The following is a 15,202-nucleotide window of genomic DNA, read 5'->3' as shown; positions in this document are numbered from 1 at the left end:
CTGGCGTGGAGGGGCTGTGTAGCAGCTGAACTCACGCCGGCTATACATCGAGGAAGCGAACGTCCTTGGCATTGCGGGTGATAAAACTGCGACGCGCCTCGACGTCCTCGCCCATCAGAACAGAGAACAACTCGTCGGCCGCGGCCGCGTCATCGAGTGTCACCTGCCGAAGCACCCGCACCGCGGGGTCCATGGTGGTCTCCCACAACTCTTTGGCGTTCATCTCGCCGAGACCCTTGTAGCGCTGCACACCATCGTCTTTGTTGATCTTCTTGCCCGCCGCGAGACCCGCCTCCAACAGACCGTCGCGCTCGCGGTCGGAGTAAGCGAACTCCGGTTCGCTGCGCTGCCACTTGAGCTTGTACAGCGGCGGCTGCGCCAGGTAGACGTGCCCGTGCTCGACCAGTGGGCGCATGAACCGGAACAGCAGCGTGAGCAGCAGTGTCGAGATGTGCTGGCCGTCGACGTCGGCATCGGCCATCAGCACGATCTTGTGGTAGCGCAGTTTGGCGATATCGAACTCGTCGTGGATGCCGGTGCCGAACGCGGTGATGATCGACTGGACCTCGTTGTTCTTGAGCACCCGGTCGATACGGGCCTTCTCGACATTGATGATCTTGCCGCGTAGCGGCAGGATCGCCTGGTACATCGAGTCGCGGCCGGACTTGGCGGAGCCACCGGCTGAGTCACCCTCGACGATGTAGATCTCGGACTTGCTCGGGTCCTTCGATCGGCAGTCGGCCAGCTTGCCCGGCAGACCGCCCAGGTCGGTGGCGGACTTGCGGCGCACCAACTCGCGTGCCTTACGCGCGGCGACACGGGCCTGCGCCGAGGACACCGCCTTGTTCACGATGGTCTTCGCGTCGGCCGGGTTGGCTTCGAACCAGTGCGTGAGGTGCTCATTGCAGGTCCGCTGCACGAACGACTTCACTTCGGTGTTGCCGAGCTTGGTCTTGGTCTGCCCTTCGAACTGCGGCTCGCCGACCTTGACGCTCACGATGGCGGCCAAGCCCTCCCGGATATCGTCACCGGTGAGGTTGCCGTCCTTCTCCTTGATGAGCCTCTTGTCTTTCGCGTACTTGTTGACCACCGTGGTCAGCGCCGCGCGGAAGCCTTCCTCGTGGGTGCCGCCCTCATGGGTGTTGATCGTGTTGGCGAAGGTGTGCACCGACTCGGAGTAGCCCGAGTTCCACTGCATAGCGACCTCGAGCTCGTGGCCGGTGCCCTTGCCGGTGAAGCCGACGACCGAGTTGTGGATCGGCTGCTTGGTCCGGTTGATGTGGCGGACGAAGTCCTCCAGACCACCCGGGTAGTGATAGGTCCGCGTCTTCACCTTGTGCTCGACGGGCGCGGCGTTCTCTTCCGCGTGCTTGGGCGCTTCGGCGGTCTCGCTGACCACTTCGTCGGTGACGTCGTTGTCGCTGACACGTTCGTCGGTGAGCTTGATGGTCAGGCCCTTGTTCAGGAAAGCCATCTCCTGGAGCCTGCGGGCCACGGTCTCGAAGTTGTACGTGGTGGTCTCGAAGATCTCCGGGTCCGCCCAGAAGCGAATGGTGGTACCGGTCTTCTTGGTCGGATCCCCCTGGGTCAGCTTGCCCGGGGTGGAGTCCTTGTAGGTTTGGCTCCAGTGGTGGCCGTCGCGGTCGATCTCCGCTTCGAGGCGGCTCGACAGCGCATTGACCACGGAGATACCGACGCCGTGCAAACCACCGGACACCGCGTAGGAGTCCGAGTCGAACTTGCCGCCCGCGTGCAGCTGGGTCATGACAACCTCGATGGTGGGGACGCCTTGAGCGTGCATCGCCACCGGGATGCCTCGGCCGTCGTCGACCACCTCGACACCACCGTCGGCCAGCAGGGTGACCTCGACCTTCGTTGCGTACCCGGCCATCGCCTCGTCGACGGAGTTGTCGACGACCTCCCAGATCAGGTGATGCAGGCCGCGCTCACCGGTGGAGCCGATGTACATGCCCGGACGTTTGCGGACCGCCTCGAGCCCCTCGAGAACCGTGATGGAGGAGGCACCGTAGTCCTGCTTCCCGGTCGCCCTGGTCGAACCCGATGCGTTGGAGTCGTTGGCAGCCACTGGTCGGTAGCTCTCCTTACTTGCTGATCCTCGGTGTGCAACGCTTGACAGCACACGTGGGGCCCCAGTCATGTCTGCTCGAGAATCACGGGTCCACGCGGGCTGTGTCGAACGCGCCGAAGGTATCGCCGCTAGTTACGTCACCATCCTACTGGTACACCCAACTTACAACGCACCTCCGACACCCCTGACAGCTCCGTGGATGCGAGAAATCGGATTACCACGACTCGGTTCCGCCTTCCGGCGGTTTTGATCCATCAGACGTCGGCTGAGAGAGGCGTTGCGCCTTGGGCGCTCCGGACCGGCGGTTCAGCGGTCGGCGCTGAACCGGTCGACGAAGGCAGCGGTGCGGCGCGCCAGGTCGGCCGGATGTGAGATCGGCGACCAGTGCTGCGCCGGAATTTCGGACCGGGTCAGGTTCGTTACCCATCGGTCGGCCTCGGCGTTCACCACCGGCCGCACCGCGCGGTCGCCGGTCGAAACGATCACCTGTACAGGCACGTCGATCCGGCGCGGCCGCGGATTGCGCAAGTGGGTCCGGATGTTCGCACGATAGAGCTTCAGGTTGTTGATCATGTCGGCGCGCAGCGTAGGGGCCGTCTCCACCAGTTCGGGGTTCAGGCCGTCGAAGAAGGCGAGGAAGCGCGGCCAGCGGTGGGACAGCACTCGCAGCACCGGATTCGGCAGGCCGGGAATCTGGAAGGCGACGGTATAAGCCGAGGCGATGGCTTGCGACAGTGCGCCGCGCAGCCGTGCCAGTGAGCAGGGGCCGCGCAGGTAGGCGCCGAGGAAGTCGAGGTTGGGACCGGACACCGAGGTGAACGACGCGATAGCGGACGCGGCGCCCGGGGCGGAGACCAACTCCCAGCCGATCACCGAACCCCAGTCGTGGCCGAGGACGTGCACCCGCTCGCCCGGCGCGACAGCGTCGATCACCGCGCGGACGTCGGCCGCGAGTTCTTCGATGCGGTAGGCGGCGACATCCGCGGGTACCGAACTATCGCCCGCGCCGCGGTTGTCGAAGGCGATCACACGAAGACGGCCCGCGAGCAGCGCGGCGACACGGTTCCACAGCAAGTGAGTGTCGGGCCAGCCGTGGACGAGCAGCACCGGCGCCCCCTCGGGATCGCCGCATTCGTAGACAGCGAGCTCGACCTCGCCGCGGCGAACGGTGCGCGTCGCGGACGCGGGAAACGGACCGATGGTGCTGGTTGTCATCGAAACCCTTCTGCCCGGACGCTTTCGATCTGACACCGGAGGCCCTGGGCGCGACATCGGGCCGAAGCGTTCCACGTGAAACGCCTGTGTCGCATAAATGTAACACTGGGTATCGGATATTTGCCAGCGTGCTCACCCGTACGTGTCGCGCGGCCCGCGGCCTTTGATGTGCCGGTCACCCTTACGCCAGCTCGGCGCCGCCGGACCGGAGATCTTCAGCGAAGTCACCACACCCTGACCGATGGCGACATTGATCTTCGCCAGGATCTGGCCTTGGAGCATGCGAAGCTGGGTAGCCCACGCGGTCGACTCGGCGGCGATGCTCAGCACGCCGTCCTTCAGGGTGACCGGTGTGGCGTGCGCGGCGATGTCCTCCCCGACGACGCCCGACCAGCGGCCGAACACCATGCCCTCGGCGACCTTGTTCGACCAGCCACGGCTCTTCGCGATGGATCCCGTCAGCTTGGACAACAGCTGGGGATCGCGCTCGTCCGGCCGTGCGCCGGACCACCCGGTGCGCCTGCGGGCGCCGGCACGGAGCCTGCGCTGCGGAGAGGAACGACCCTGCCCGACAGCCTTGCCGCTGGCGCGCGCCGCGGCGCGCGCTTCCTCCAGCGCGCGCCGCGCCAGATCGATGCCGCGCAGCTCAGGTTCCTTGCCTTCGGATTCGGCGGCTCCGGGCTGGTCGGGCTGATCGCTCATCGCCCCTCTCCCTTCCCGGACAACTCGTTTGTCCCCAGTTTCGGCCGAGTTGTCCCCAACTGTTGCCCTATGTTGCCAGCTGAGAGAATTCGCATGTTGCCCAGTGCTGGACAAGCGGTAAAACGACCTGCTCGACGCCCATATCGAGGATTTGCGGATGAGCAGAGTCGCTCGCTCAACCGTTGCTGAACCAGATTTCACCGGGTCAGCGGAGACGGCCGAGCTGAGTTCTCCACAGGCATTGGATGAGCGAACTCAGCTGTTCCCATGTGCGGGCGGTGGTCCCGACGAATGGTCACTGTAGTGGACCACCCCGGTCGCTGCAGGCCGCGGCATGGGCGCATGAGTCGCGTACGGACGGAGCCGGCCGCGGGCACCTCCATCGGCTCCGGTGCCGGACGGCGTCGACCCGAGACACTGTGGATAGCCACGGGCACCGACCTATGAATCAGGCTCGGTGCCGACTGCGGAATCCTCCGGCAGTTCCGTGATCAGGGCCGAGTCGGTGATACGCGAGATCCTGCCGTCAGGCCCTCCGGTGGTCTCGACCCGCAGCGGCGCCGCGGCGAGTTCCGCGGGCACGTCCTTCGGCACCGCAGCGGTGATCAGCACCTGCTCCGCCCCGGCGGCCACGGCGGCGAGTGCGGTGCGGCGCCGGTGGTCGAGTTCGGCGAACACGTCATCGAGCAGCAGCACCGGTTCAGCTCCTGTGGCGCGCAGTAATTCGAACGACCCGAGTCGCAGGGCCAGCGCGAATGACCATGATTCGCCGTGACTTGCGAAACCCTTCGCGGGCGAATCCCCGAGCGTCAGCTCCAGTTCGTCGCGATGCGGGCCGACCAGGCACACGCCACGCTCGAGTTCCTTGGCCCTGGCCGCGGCGAGTTGACGCACCATGATCGCCTCTAGCGCCTCGGTGTCCTCCGGCTGTGGTTCCCTGTCCGGATCAAGGAACTCGGGCGGCACTACGGCACTGCGGTAGGCGATCGAGGCGGGACGCGAGTCAGGAGCGATCGAGGCGTAGGACTGCGCGAGATACGGAGCGAGGTCGTGCACCAAGCGCAACCGCTGTGCAAGCAGCACCGACGCGTGGATGGCCAAATGTCCATCCCAGACGTCGAGCGTGCTCAAATCCGCCTTCGACCGGGCTTGCCGCCCAGCGGATTTCAACAATGCGGAGCGCTGGCGCAGCACACGGTCGTAATCGCTCCGCACCGCAGCCAACCTGGTCAGCCGGGCTGTGCACAACTCGTCCATGAAGCGACGGCGCTCCCCGGGATCGCCCCGCACCAGTGCGAGGTCCTCCGGCGCGAACAGCACCATCTGCAGGATGCCGAGTATTTCGCGGGTCCGGCGGACCGGTGAGCGATTGATCTGTGCGCGATTGGCGCCGGCCTGGTTCAGTTCGATATCGATTCGCAGCTCGCGACCGGTGTTGACCACCGTCGCGCCGACCCTGGCGCGTTCAGTGCCCAGCCGAATCAATGGTGCATCGGCGGACACCCGGTGCGAGCCGAGCGTGGCTAGGTAGCCGACCGCCTCCAGCAGGTTGGTCTTGCCGTTGCCGTTCGATCCCAAGAAAACCGTGCGACCTGGGGATAATTCGAGTTCCACATGCTCCCATGAGCGGAAGTCGCGCAGCGACAGGGACCGGATGAACATCCGCTATCGTGCCCCTACCTGGGGCGAAGCGATGATTTCTGCTTGTTTGGACACCATCGGCGCCGGTGTCGACCGCCCTTCTGCATGCCGACTCCCTGTGGAATACCTGTGGATAAATTCCACGTTCAGCTGCGGTGCGACCGAATTCCAGGAGGTCGCTGGGGGGGCCGAAGCGGTGCGACCGATTGTCCGCACCGGATCACACGATGCGGATCCGCACGATACTCGATCACGCACAGGCGATCAGCCCGGCAGCCGGACCGGCATCAGCAGATAAATGTACGGACTGGCCAGTGCCGCGAACGCGCCGGAGCCGAGCACCTCGGGCTCTTCCTCGGAGGCGGGTAGCAGTACCGCGGGCCTGCTCGGCGTGGTGAAGCCGAAGGTGACCCGGTCCGCGTGCAGCGCGGAGAGCCCGTCGATGAGATAGCCAGGGTTGAACGCGATGGTCAGAGATTCGCCGCGGAAATCGGCTTCCAGCCACTCCTCCGCGCGTCCCGCGTCGTCACCGCCCGCGGACAACAGCAGGCCCTCGGCGGAAAACTCCAGTCGTACTTGGGCGCCGCGCTCGGCAACCAGCGCGACCCGCTTGATGGCTTCGGTCAGCGTGGCCACCGTGAGGGTGGCGATCGAGGTGTGCTCCTTCGGAAGCAGCTGGCGGAACTTGGGGAATTCCGCGTCGAGCAAGCGGGTGGTGGTTCTGCGGCCCGCGTTCACGATGCCGAGTAGACCGTCCGATCCGGCTCCGGTGCCCAGGGACAGTTGCACAGGGGCGTCGGACGGCCCGAGGGTCTTGGCGGCCTCGGACAGCGTCTTGGCCGGGATGAGTACCGCGGTCTCGATATCGGCGCGGGCAGGCTGCCATTCGATGTGCCGGACGGCGAGGCGGAACCGGTCAGTGGCCGCGAGGACGACCTGCCGACCTTCGATCTCGACCCGGATACCGGTGAGCATCGGGAGGGTGTCGTCACGGCCCGCGGCGACGGCAACCTGGCCGACAGCCTCGGCGAAGACATCCACACTCAGTTCACCGGTCTGCTGCGGCACTTCGGGAAGCTGGGGATAGTCCTCGACCGGCATCGTGGGCAGGGAGAACTTCGCGCTGCCACAGGTGATCAGCACACGAGTGCCGTCCAACGAGACGTCGACGGGTTTGTTGGACAGCGCCTTGGTGATGTCGGCCAGCAGGCGACCGGAAACGAGCACTTCGCCGGGACCCGCGACCTCGGCTGCCACCCGCATCTGCGCGGAGACCTCGTAGTCGAAGCCGGAGACGGTCAGACCCTCCTCGCTCGCGACCAGCAGCACACCACCGAGCACCGGGACGGGAGGCCGGGACGGGAGGCTGCGCGCCACCCAGGCGACGGACTCGGCGAAATCCTCTCGGGCGACCCGAAACTTCATGCTCGCAAGCTCCATCGCCCGATCTTTCCTCTCCCGGTTCCGTGATCTGTTGTCGGCTCGTCAGTGTCGGTCTCGAAAGGGTTCTGCCGATCGGCCGCCTTCGAAGTCTGGCACAGGCGACCGACATCAAACCGTACCCGCGTGTGAGACGTGCACCTAGCCCGACCCTCCGGCAGTTCCGGCTTGTCGCGTCGTCAGCACTGACACGTGTGCGGGGATGAGGGCGTTCGAGTCGCGCGCCGCGCCGCAGCGCGCGTCGGATCGGTCCGCCTTCTCTGTCGTTCTGTCGGACCAGTCGGTCGATCGGGTCGAGGACGAAGTGATGTGTGGGGGATCGGTCTGAGCTTCTCCGTGCCGAGAACCGGAGTGGCTCCGAAGGTGCGTTGGGCGATCAACTTTCCACACACCCTGTTTTGAAGAGAGATCTCTAATGAGAAGAACTGAAGTAGTAATAGGTGCTGTGGATTCTGTGGACTGCGGCCGAATCCGCTGGTCAGCGGGCGTGGTGCCGTGGGGATGACCGTGGGGTGTCTCGAGGATGAACTCGAGGCCTCTGTGGACGCTCTCCGGTTGTCCCCCGTTCATCCTCGAGCGCTCCTCGAGTTGTTCCACCAGATTCGCCTGGTTGTTCCACGTGTGCACGAAATCGTGGACAGCTCGAGGATTCCTCGAGGACTCCACAAGGATTCCTCGAGGAATCCACAAGGCTCGATCCGGACACCGTGCTGGTCATCGGGTGTGGACAACCATCGATGTGGAAGCTGTTGAATTCGACCTGTGCGTTGCCGGTTGTGGACGCTTTTCCCGCCTGTGAGCGAATCGGTGGACAAACCAGTGGATTCCTCGAGGACTCCACAGGGATTCCTCGAGGAATCCACAACCCACAAAAAAGCACCGCCCCAGGTCAGGAGCGGTGCTCAGCTGTGTATAAGGTCAGCGCGAGCGCTGTTTGATCCGGGCTGTGAGTTCTTGCACCTGGTCGTAGACCCGCCGCCGCTCGGTCATCTCCTTGCGCACTTTCTTCTCCGCGTACATCACGGTCGTGTGGTCGCGGCCGAACGCCTGACCGATCTTCGGCAGCGACAGATCAGTCAGCTCACGGCACAGGTACATGGCGATCTGCCGGGCCTGAGCCAGTGGCCGCGCCTTGCCGGGGCCGGTGAGCTCCTCCAGAGTGGTGTTGAAGTACTCGGCGGTGACGGCCATGATCGTCGCCGCATTGATCTCCAGCGCCGCGGTGTCAGGCATCAGATCGCGCAGCACCACCTCGGCCAGCGGTAGATCCAGTGGCTGACCATTCAACGAGGCGAACGCGGTGACGCGAATCAGTGCGCCCTCCAGCTCGCGGATGTTGCGCTCGACCCGGCTGGCGATCAGCTCCAGCACATCGTGCGGCACATCGAGCCGGTCCATCCGTGCCTTCTTGCGCAGGATGGCGATCCGGGTTTCCAGCTCGGGCGGCTGCACGTCGGTGATCAGTCCCCACTCGAACCGGGTCCGCAGCCGCTCCTCCAGGGTGGCCAGCTGCTTCGGCGGACGGTCCGAGGAGACGACGATCTGTTTGTTCGCGTTGTGCAAAGTGTTGAAGGTGTGGAAGAACTCCTCCTGGATACCTTCCTTGCCCTCGATGAACTGGATGTCGTCGACCAGCAGGATGTCGGTCTCCCGGTACCGGCGCTTGAATGCGACCTTGCGGTCATCGCGCAGGCTGTTGATGAAGTCGTTGGTGAACTCTTCGGTAGAGACGTACTTCACTCGCATTCCGGGAAACAGGCGCTGGGCATAATGGCCTGCCGCATGCAGCAGGTGCGTCTTGCCCAGCCCCGAGGCGCCCCAGACGAACAGAGGGTTGTAGGCGCGCGCGGGGGCCTCGGCGATCGCGACGGCCGCGGCATGCGCGAAGCGGTTGGACGCACCGATGACGAAGGTCTCGAACGTGTATTTCGCATTCAAGCTGGCCGATGAGCTTGCGGGGGCCGAGGTCTCCTGTGACTTGGTGAAGTAGGTCGGCCAAGAATTGCGGACGTTCACCACGGGTTCGTCGTCACGGTCACCGCGAGGGTGGTCGCCCACCGGCTCACGTACTGAATCGTGCGCCGGTCCCGTGCCGTCGGCCTCCGCCGCTTCGCGCACCGGGGTACGGACCGGACCGCGCATCGTGCCGGGACCAGGGTCGGGATTGAACAACGACTCCTGCCCGGGCGGGATGGCCTGGTCACGGCGCGGAGGAAGTCCGGGTTCGCGCCGTGGGGCGGGGTCCTGGGCCGATGGCAGCTCGGCTGGCGCCGAGTAATCGCCACGTGGCCGGTAGTCCGCACGGGAGTACTCCGGCTGGGAGTACTCCTCTTGCGGCATGTACTCCTGCCTGTACTCGGGGCCGGGATAGTCGGAGCCATCGCTGTAGGACGCAGCGGGTGCGAAGTCCGTGGGCTGTGCATAACGGGGTGCCGGGTACTCGTCGCGGCCAGGGAAGTCGGACCTCGGGTATCCGGCGGGGCTGCGGCCGGTGTCACGTGCGCGTTCAGGTCTGCTCGTCATCCTGGCGTGCCGGGGATTGCTGCTCTGCTGGTCGGAGGCAGGCGCAGTCGGCGCGGCGATCCGGACACCGAGCCCCTCCACCTGGGGACCGAGCCGGCGGGCGAGAGAACGCAGGATAGGCTCGCGCAGATCGCGTTCGATGGCCTCTTGGGCCAGCGACGAAGGGACCGAGAGCAGGGCGAACCCCTGCGCGACCGTCAGCGGCTTGACCAGCTTCAGCCAGGCCTGCTGCGCTCTTGTCACCGGCGGGACCGCACCGTCGGGTGAGCCGGTGGTCAGCTCGGTCACAACCTCGGGCCACACCGTGGCCAACACGTTCTGCTCGTCGTCCATGCAGTTTCCTCCCCGGAAGTAGGTCGATAGGAGCAGACGGCCGGGGCACGCGGGGAGGGTGTGGTGCGACCGTGCTCGAGGTCGGTCCCGTGATCCTGCGTACGTCCGTAACCGGTTCGGACACTGCCCGGGTCCCCCATCCGGGCGGCGGCGTGGCACCGTCGGCCCTACGAATATGCCACTCCGGGGGTCTTTCCACACAATTATCCACAGATGTGGAGAACCTTGGGGAATGGGAAAGCGCGCACACGCGTGCTGACCGCAACGCCACGACCTGCGGTTCTGTAGCAATCGCCTGGCTAAGTACGGTGGGCGTCGAAGTAAGCTGTGACCAGGGGCATGGACGACTCACGGTTACCGCCAGGACACCGAACTCTTCGGCTACGGATACTGCCTGGTAGAGGGGCTCGATACGGTCGGGTGGGGCGAGTTTGACCTGCCACAGGCCGATCAGTACCCTCGTACAGTCACCCCTTGGTGCGGTGGCGGTCTTGTGCTGACCGCGTTTAGGTCGTGATCGACCGACTGCGCGCCAGGACTGACGCGCGCCGATGATGACCAGACCTACGATTCATTCGCGCACTACATGTATCACCAACAAGCTTCGGGCACTAGCTGGTGCCCGCCTACTCGAGGAGTGTTGACCGTGGCCAAGGGCAAGCGGACGTTCCAGCCGAACAACCGTCGTCGGGCGCGGGTTCACGGCTTCCGCCTCCGGATGCGCACCCGTGCGGGCCGCGCCATCGTGTCGGCGCGTCGCCGCAAGGGCCGCGCTGAACTCACAGCCTGATCCTCGCTCTCGGACGCTCGGGTGTTGCCTGAGCCGTATCGGTTGCATCATCGTGCCGACTTCTCCCGGACGGTGCGCCGCGGCCAGCGAATCGGGAGGCGGGATCTGGTCGTGCATACGTTCGTTCACGGGTATGACAGAGTCGTGGGCGTTGATGAACGACACGACGATCCGATCCCCAATGATGTGCTGGTTCGTGTAGGTGGGCCGCGATTCGGATTGATCGTCAGCAAGGCGGTGGGCAACGCGGTGATTCGACACCGCGTTGCCCGCCGCCTGCGTCATATGTGCGCCCAGGTGATCGCCGAGCTGCCTGCTGGGACGGACGTCGTGATCCGGGCACTGCCGGGCGCCGCGACGGCATCCTCGGATGACCTTTTTCGCCAGCTTCACAGCGCACTTCGCAAGCTCGGCGTCGGCCCCACGATCTCAGGCGGTCCGGCATGAACCTGTCCGCAAAAATCGCCCGCCTGCCCGTGAAGGCACTGATCTTTCTGATCGAGCTGTATCGGACCTACATCTCCCCCACCCGCATGCCGGTGTGTCGATTCACCCCGACCTGCAGCGAGTACGCGGTCACCGCACTTCGCACCCGTGGGCTGTTCATCGGGCTCGGATTGACGGTCGTGCGCTTGGCCAAATGCGCGCCCTGGCACTCTGGTGGGTGGGACCCCGTTCCGGAGCGGAAGCGAAGCTCCCTTCGCACCGAGCCGACAGACGAGGCAGCTACCGACGCGGCGCCGCAGGAACCGAGCCTGCCTGCCGAGCCTCCGTCGGGGCCGAACGCTTGTAAAGGATCGCCGCGTGCGGCGATCGGCGACACGAACGACGGGAGTGCATAGAGCCGTGCTCGACTTCATTTATTACCCGGTGTCCTGGATCCTCTGGTTCTGGCATCGGGTCTTCGGGTTCGCGTTCGGCGCGGACAACGGTCTCACTTGGGCGCTGGCCGTGGTGTTCCTGGTGTTCACATTGCGCCTGGTGCTTTACAAGCCGTTTGTGAAGCAGGTGCGCACCACAAAACAGATGCAGGAGCTGCAGCCACAGATCAAGGAGCTGCAGAAGAAGTACAAGAACGATCGCCAGAAGATGGCGGTCGAGATGCAGAAGCTGCAGAAGGACAACGGCTTCAACCCCCTGATGGGCTGCCTGCCGATCCTCGCCCAGGTGCCGGTGTTTCTCGGGCTGTTCCATGTCCTGCGCTCGTTCAACCGGACCGGTCACGCCTTCGGCCAGCTCGGCCTGACGCCTGAGCAGAACGCGAATACCGCAAACTACGTCTTCAGCGCCACTGACGTCCAGTCCTTCCTCAGCGCCCGTATCTTCGGGGCGCCGATCTCGGCGTTTATCACCACGCCGGTCAACGAACTGCAGGCGTTCGCCGACTACGGTGGTGTGCCGAGCAAGCTGAGCATCGCGCTGGTCGCCATCCCGCTGATGGTCATCGCCGGTCTGGCGACCCACTTCAACGCGCGCGCATCGGTCGCACGGCAGACCCCTGAGGCCGCCGCCAACCCCCAGGCCGCGATGATGAACAAGCTCGCACTGTGGGTGTTTCCGCTCGGCGTGCTCGTCGGTGGTCCCTTCCTGCCGATCGCGATCCTGCTGTACTGGGTCTCCAACAACATCTGGACCTATGGGCAGCAGCACCTCGTCTTCGGCCGCATGGCGAAGGAAGAGGAAGCCAAGAAGCAGGCGAAACTGGAGCAGCGCGCGCAGAACGCTCCGAAGCCGGGCGCCAAGCCGGTCAACGTGAAAAAGAAGCCGGCGTCCGCTACGGATGCCGAGCCGTCGGAGGCGGCCGACGCCGCTCCGTCCACGAACGGTACCGCCAAGCCGGAAAAACAGGCCACGGGTCAACGCCGCTCGAGCAGCCAGAAGCGGTCGGGCAACCGGGGCAGGCCGAATCAGAAGCGCAGGCGCTGACGACACGATCGGCGGGCTGGTCGGTCCGCCGCGATCGCTGAGCAAACCCTTGATCGCGAATACCGCCCGGCGGCGAGTGCCCGGCGCGCGCGATGAGCAGATGAAGGAAACCAAATGAGTATTGAGACTGACGGAGGGGACGCCACAGTGGCGACGACGATGGTGAACGCCGAGTCGGACACCGGCCATGTCGTAAACGATGCAGAGGAAGCACTCATCGAAGAAGGCGAGATCGCGGGCGACTACCTCGAGCAGTTGCTCGATGTACTCGACTTCGACGGCGACATCGATCTCGACGTGGAAGGCGATCGCGCCATCGTGAGCATTGACGGCGGCCGCGACCTGGCGAAGCTCGTCGGACACAACGGCGAGGTACTCGATGCCCTGCAGGAGCTGACTCGCCTGGCCGTGCAGCAGGCGACGGGCGTGCGCAGTCGGTTGATGCTGGACGTGGCGGGGTGGCGTGCCAAGCGGCGGTCCGAGCTGAGCGCGCTCGGCGCGGCCGCAGCGCAGCGCGTGTTGGAGTCGGGTGCGCCGGAGCCGCTGGCGCCGATGACGCCGTTCGAGCGCAAGATCGTGCACGACGCGGTGGCCGCGGTAGATGGTGTCAGCAGCGAGAGCGAAGGGGTCGAGCCGAACCGTCACGTGGTGGTCGTTCCCTCCTGAACATCGGACTTTCCCGAGGGCGTCATGTTTCACGGCGGGGACGGGTAGTGGTTGGATAGGGCCTCTGGTCTTCGGACCGGGGGCCTTATCCGTGCCCGGCGCCCGACTGCTCGCTCGCTGATCGACTCGAGTTCGGAAGGATGTTTCACGTGGAACGAGATCTTGGTGGAACCACCGCGGTGCCTACAGAGTTGGAGCCACCCGAGTCGGCGGTGACCGTCTTCGGCGCCCGACTCGATCTCGCGCGGCGATACTGCGCGGCGCTCGCCACCGCCGGTGTGGAGCGCGGGTTGATCGGTCCCCGTGAGGTGCCGCGTCTCTGGGATCGACACATTCTCAACTGCGCGGTGCTCGGCGAGCTGATCGCCGAGGGCGCGTCCGTGGTTGACATCGGCAGCGGAGCCGGGCTGCCTGGCATCCCGCTCGCGATCGCACGACCGGACCTCCGGATCACCCTGGTTGAGCCGCTGCTGCGCCGCACAATCTTCCTGAGCGAGTTCATCGAGTCGGCCGGGTTGGATATGACCGTGGTGCGCGGCCGCGCTGAACAATCGGGCGTGATGAAGGAGGCGGGAGGGGCCGACGTCGTCACGTCGCGCGCGGTCGCTCCACTCGGAAAGCTGGCCCAGTGGTCGGTCCCTCTCCTCCGCGACCACGGACACATGCTCGCGCTCAAGGGAGCCAGCGCGGCGGAGGAACTCGAACGCGACGGAGAAGCGCTAGGTCGAGCCGGTGCGGGCAACGCGATTGTGCTCCAGTGCGGAGCGGGACTGGTGTCCACACCGACGATGGTGATCAGTGCCGAGCGGCTCCCCCGAGCCGAACGGAGCTCGCGGCGGCGGGCACAGCGAACGGTCGAGCGCCGAGCGAAGGGTGCAGGTCGCGGTGGGACGGACAAGCCTGGACGAGCGGCTCGGAAGGCCAAGTAAGAGAAGTCGGTTCGACCAACGGGTGCGCGTGAGGCCCCGATCTATCGGGCGCCTCATGCTGGCCTGCCCAGTGCAGTCGATCCCGGGTATTCGACGGATGCCCCCTGATATGTGGCGCATTTCGTCACACTGACGGAAGGCGGCGGACCGCGGAATCAAAGGGTGGGATCCGAAACAGTTCCTCATCACTGCCCCAAAAAGGAAGCGTTGTGCGTCCGCTGCTACTTCGACGCCGAAAGCGATCCCCAGTGGCCATCGACGCCTCCGGACGCGTCCATGTTTCCCGCAAAATTGATTCAGCGGTCTATTCGTCGCAACAGCGTTCGCGATAGATGTGGCTGGTGATTTTCCAGTTCCTGCCCCGATCGCATAGAAAGGGACAGCGGACGAGGTTCGGAGCTGCTTGACGAACTGTTCTGTAGTCGGCTCGTCAATGTTTCACGTGAAGCAGCGTCGGCCTCTTCGGTACCAGGCCGTCGTATTGTGTGGCAGCAGGGTTGACGAGGCCGGCTTCCAGTTGCAAACGGTGAGACGGTTTCCGGGGCGCGCCAGTGTGAAAATTCCGATCCGAGTGGCGGTGTCGGTTAGCTCACTGTCGAAGCCTTCAGGTCACCCGAAAGGATTCACGTGAAACAATTGCCCGAGGTGATATTCTGTCGGGCGAATGCCGGTCTGCGTTGCGGGCGTAACTCGTTCCCGCGATCAAATCGGAATTGGGCCCGTTGAGTTGCGTTCGGTAGCATCGCGCACTGGTCTGCGCTGTATCCACTTCATATGGCGGCCTGCGATCCAAGCTTTGCACGGGAGCGGTGTTGCTGGTCGCCGCGTGTTCCGACGGCCCGGCCCGCAGCGCCGCCATGCCAAGCAGGCCCCGGCCGACTCTCCTCGAATCATGCGGCGCCAACGCCACATACTCGCACCGTGATTCGATCCCACTTGTAGCACCGG

General features: G+C 65.1%; 12 protein-coding genes. 6 read left to right on the top strand and 6 right to left on the bottom strand.

All coding sequences use genetic code 11. The annotated features are described in order from the left end of the window. Positions 1 to 40: 40 nt before the first annotated feature. The 6 genes from gyrB to dnaA all read right to left on the bottom strand — a co-directional run bounded on the left by gyrB (position 41) and on the right by dnaA (position 9,943). Positions 41 to 2,086, bottom strand: a complete 2,046-nt coding sequence (gene gyrB, locus OH799_RS24565) for a DNA topoisomerase (ATP-hydrolyzing) subunit B (RefSeq protein ID WP_406268458.1) — start codon at positions 2,084 to 2,086, stop codon at positions 41 to 43. A gap of 309 nt (positions 2,087 to 2,395) precedes the next feature. Further along, a complete protein-coding gene (locus OH799_RS24560) occupies positions 2,396 to 3,304 on the bottom strand; it encodes an alpha/beta fold hydrolase (protein ID WP_406268455.1) in 909 nt (302 codons plus the stop codon). Positions 3,305 to 3,436: 132 nt separating this feature from the next. Further along, entirely contained in the window at positions 3,437 to 4,006 is a 570-nt protein-coding gene (locus tag OH799_RS24555) for a DUF721 family protein (protein WP_357258601.1), read from the bottom strand. A 441-nt stretch (positions 4,007 to 4,447) separates the two neighbouring features. Beyond that, positions 4,448 to 5,668: a DNA replication/repair protein RecF gene (gene recF, locus OH799_RS24550; RefSeq protein ID WP_406268451.1), complete on the bottom strand. Its 1,221-nt coding sequence runs from the start codon at positions 5,666 to 5,668 to the stop codon at positions 4,448 to 4,450. A gap of 243 nt (positions 5,669 to 5,911) precedes the next feature. After that, the gene (dnaN, locus tag OH799_RS24545) at positions 5,912 to 7,087 is read right to left on the bottom strand and encodes a DNA polymerase III subunit beta (RefSeq protein WP_406268448.1); all 1,176 of its coding nucleotides are present in this window, start codon (positions 7,085 to 7,087) and stop codon (positions 5,912 to 5,914) included. Between the two features lie 918 nt (positions 7,088 to 8,005). Then, positions 8,006 to 9,943: a chromosomal replication initiator protein DnaA gene (gene dnaA / locus OH799_RS24540; protein ID WP_406268444.1), complete on the bottom strand. Its 1,938-nt coding sequence runs from the start codon at positions 9,941 to 9,943 to the stop codon at positions 8,006 to 8,008. 646 nt (positions 9,944 to 10,589) lie between these two features. Between dnaA and rpmH the strand changes: the two genes are divergently transcribed. From rpmH to rsmG, 6 genes are all read left to right on the top strand, one after another. Continuing rightward, positions 10,590 to 10,733 (top strand): 50S ribosomal protein L34, encoded by a 144-nt coding sequence (rpmH, locus tag OH799_RS24535; protein WP_005516618.1) that lies wholly within the window; start codon positions 10,590 to 10,592, stop codon positions 10,731 to 10,733. Positions 10,734 to 10,754: 21 nt separating this feature from the next. Continuing rightward, positions 10,755 to 11,180 carry a ribonuclease P protein component gene (gene rnpA / locus OH799_RS24530; protein ID WP_406268439.1) on the top strand — a complete coding sequence of 142 codons (426 nt, stop codon included), beginning with the start codon at positions 10,755 to 10,757 and terminating at the stop codon, positions 11,178 to 11,180. After that, on the top strand, positions 11,177 to 11,575 hold the full coding sequence (gene yidD / locus OH799_RS24525; protein ID WP_406268435.1) for a membrane protein insertion efficiency factor YidD: 399 nt from the start codon (positions 11,177 to 11,179) through the stop codon (positions 11,573 to 11,575). The genes rnpA and yidD overlap by 4 nt, the downstream gene beginning before the upstream one ends. A gap of 4 nt (positions 11,576 to 11,579) precedes the next feature. Then, positions 11,580 to 12,659 carry a membrane protein insertase YidC gene (yidC, locus tag OH799_RS24520; RefSeq protein WP_406268432.1) on the top strand — a complete coding sequence of 360 codons (1,080 nt, stop codon included), beginning with the start codon at positions 11,580 to 11,582 and terminating at the stop codon, positions 12,657 to 12,659. Positions 12,660 to 12,818: 159 nt separating this feature from the next. Continuing rightward, positions 12,819 to 13,325 (top strand): protein jag, encoded by a 507-nt coding sequence (locus tag OH799_RS24515; RefSeq protein ID WP_406282492.1) that lies wholly within the window; start codon positions 12,819 to 12,821, stop codon positions 13,323 to 13,325. A 140-nt stretch (positions 13,326 to 13,465) separates the two neighbouring features. Then, a complete protein-coding gene (rsmG, locus tag OH799_RS24510; protein ID WP_406268429.1) occupies positions 13,466 to 14,254 on the top strand; it encodes a 16S rRNA (guanine(527)-N(7))-methyltransferase RsmG in 789 nt (262 codons plus the stop codon). Positions 14,255 to 15,202 lie beyond the last annotated feature (948 nt).

The organism is Nocardia sp. NBC_00881, from assembly GCF_045207455.1.
Classification (GTDB): Bacteria; Actinomycetota; Actinomycetes; order Mycobacteriales; family Mycobacteriaceae; genus Nocardia.
The sequence above is the reverse complement of the archived record's forward strand: the minus strand, read 5'-3'. Positions and strand labels throughout refer to the sequence as shown.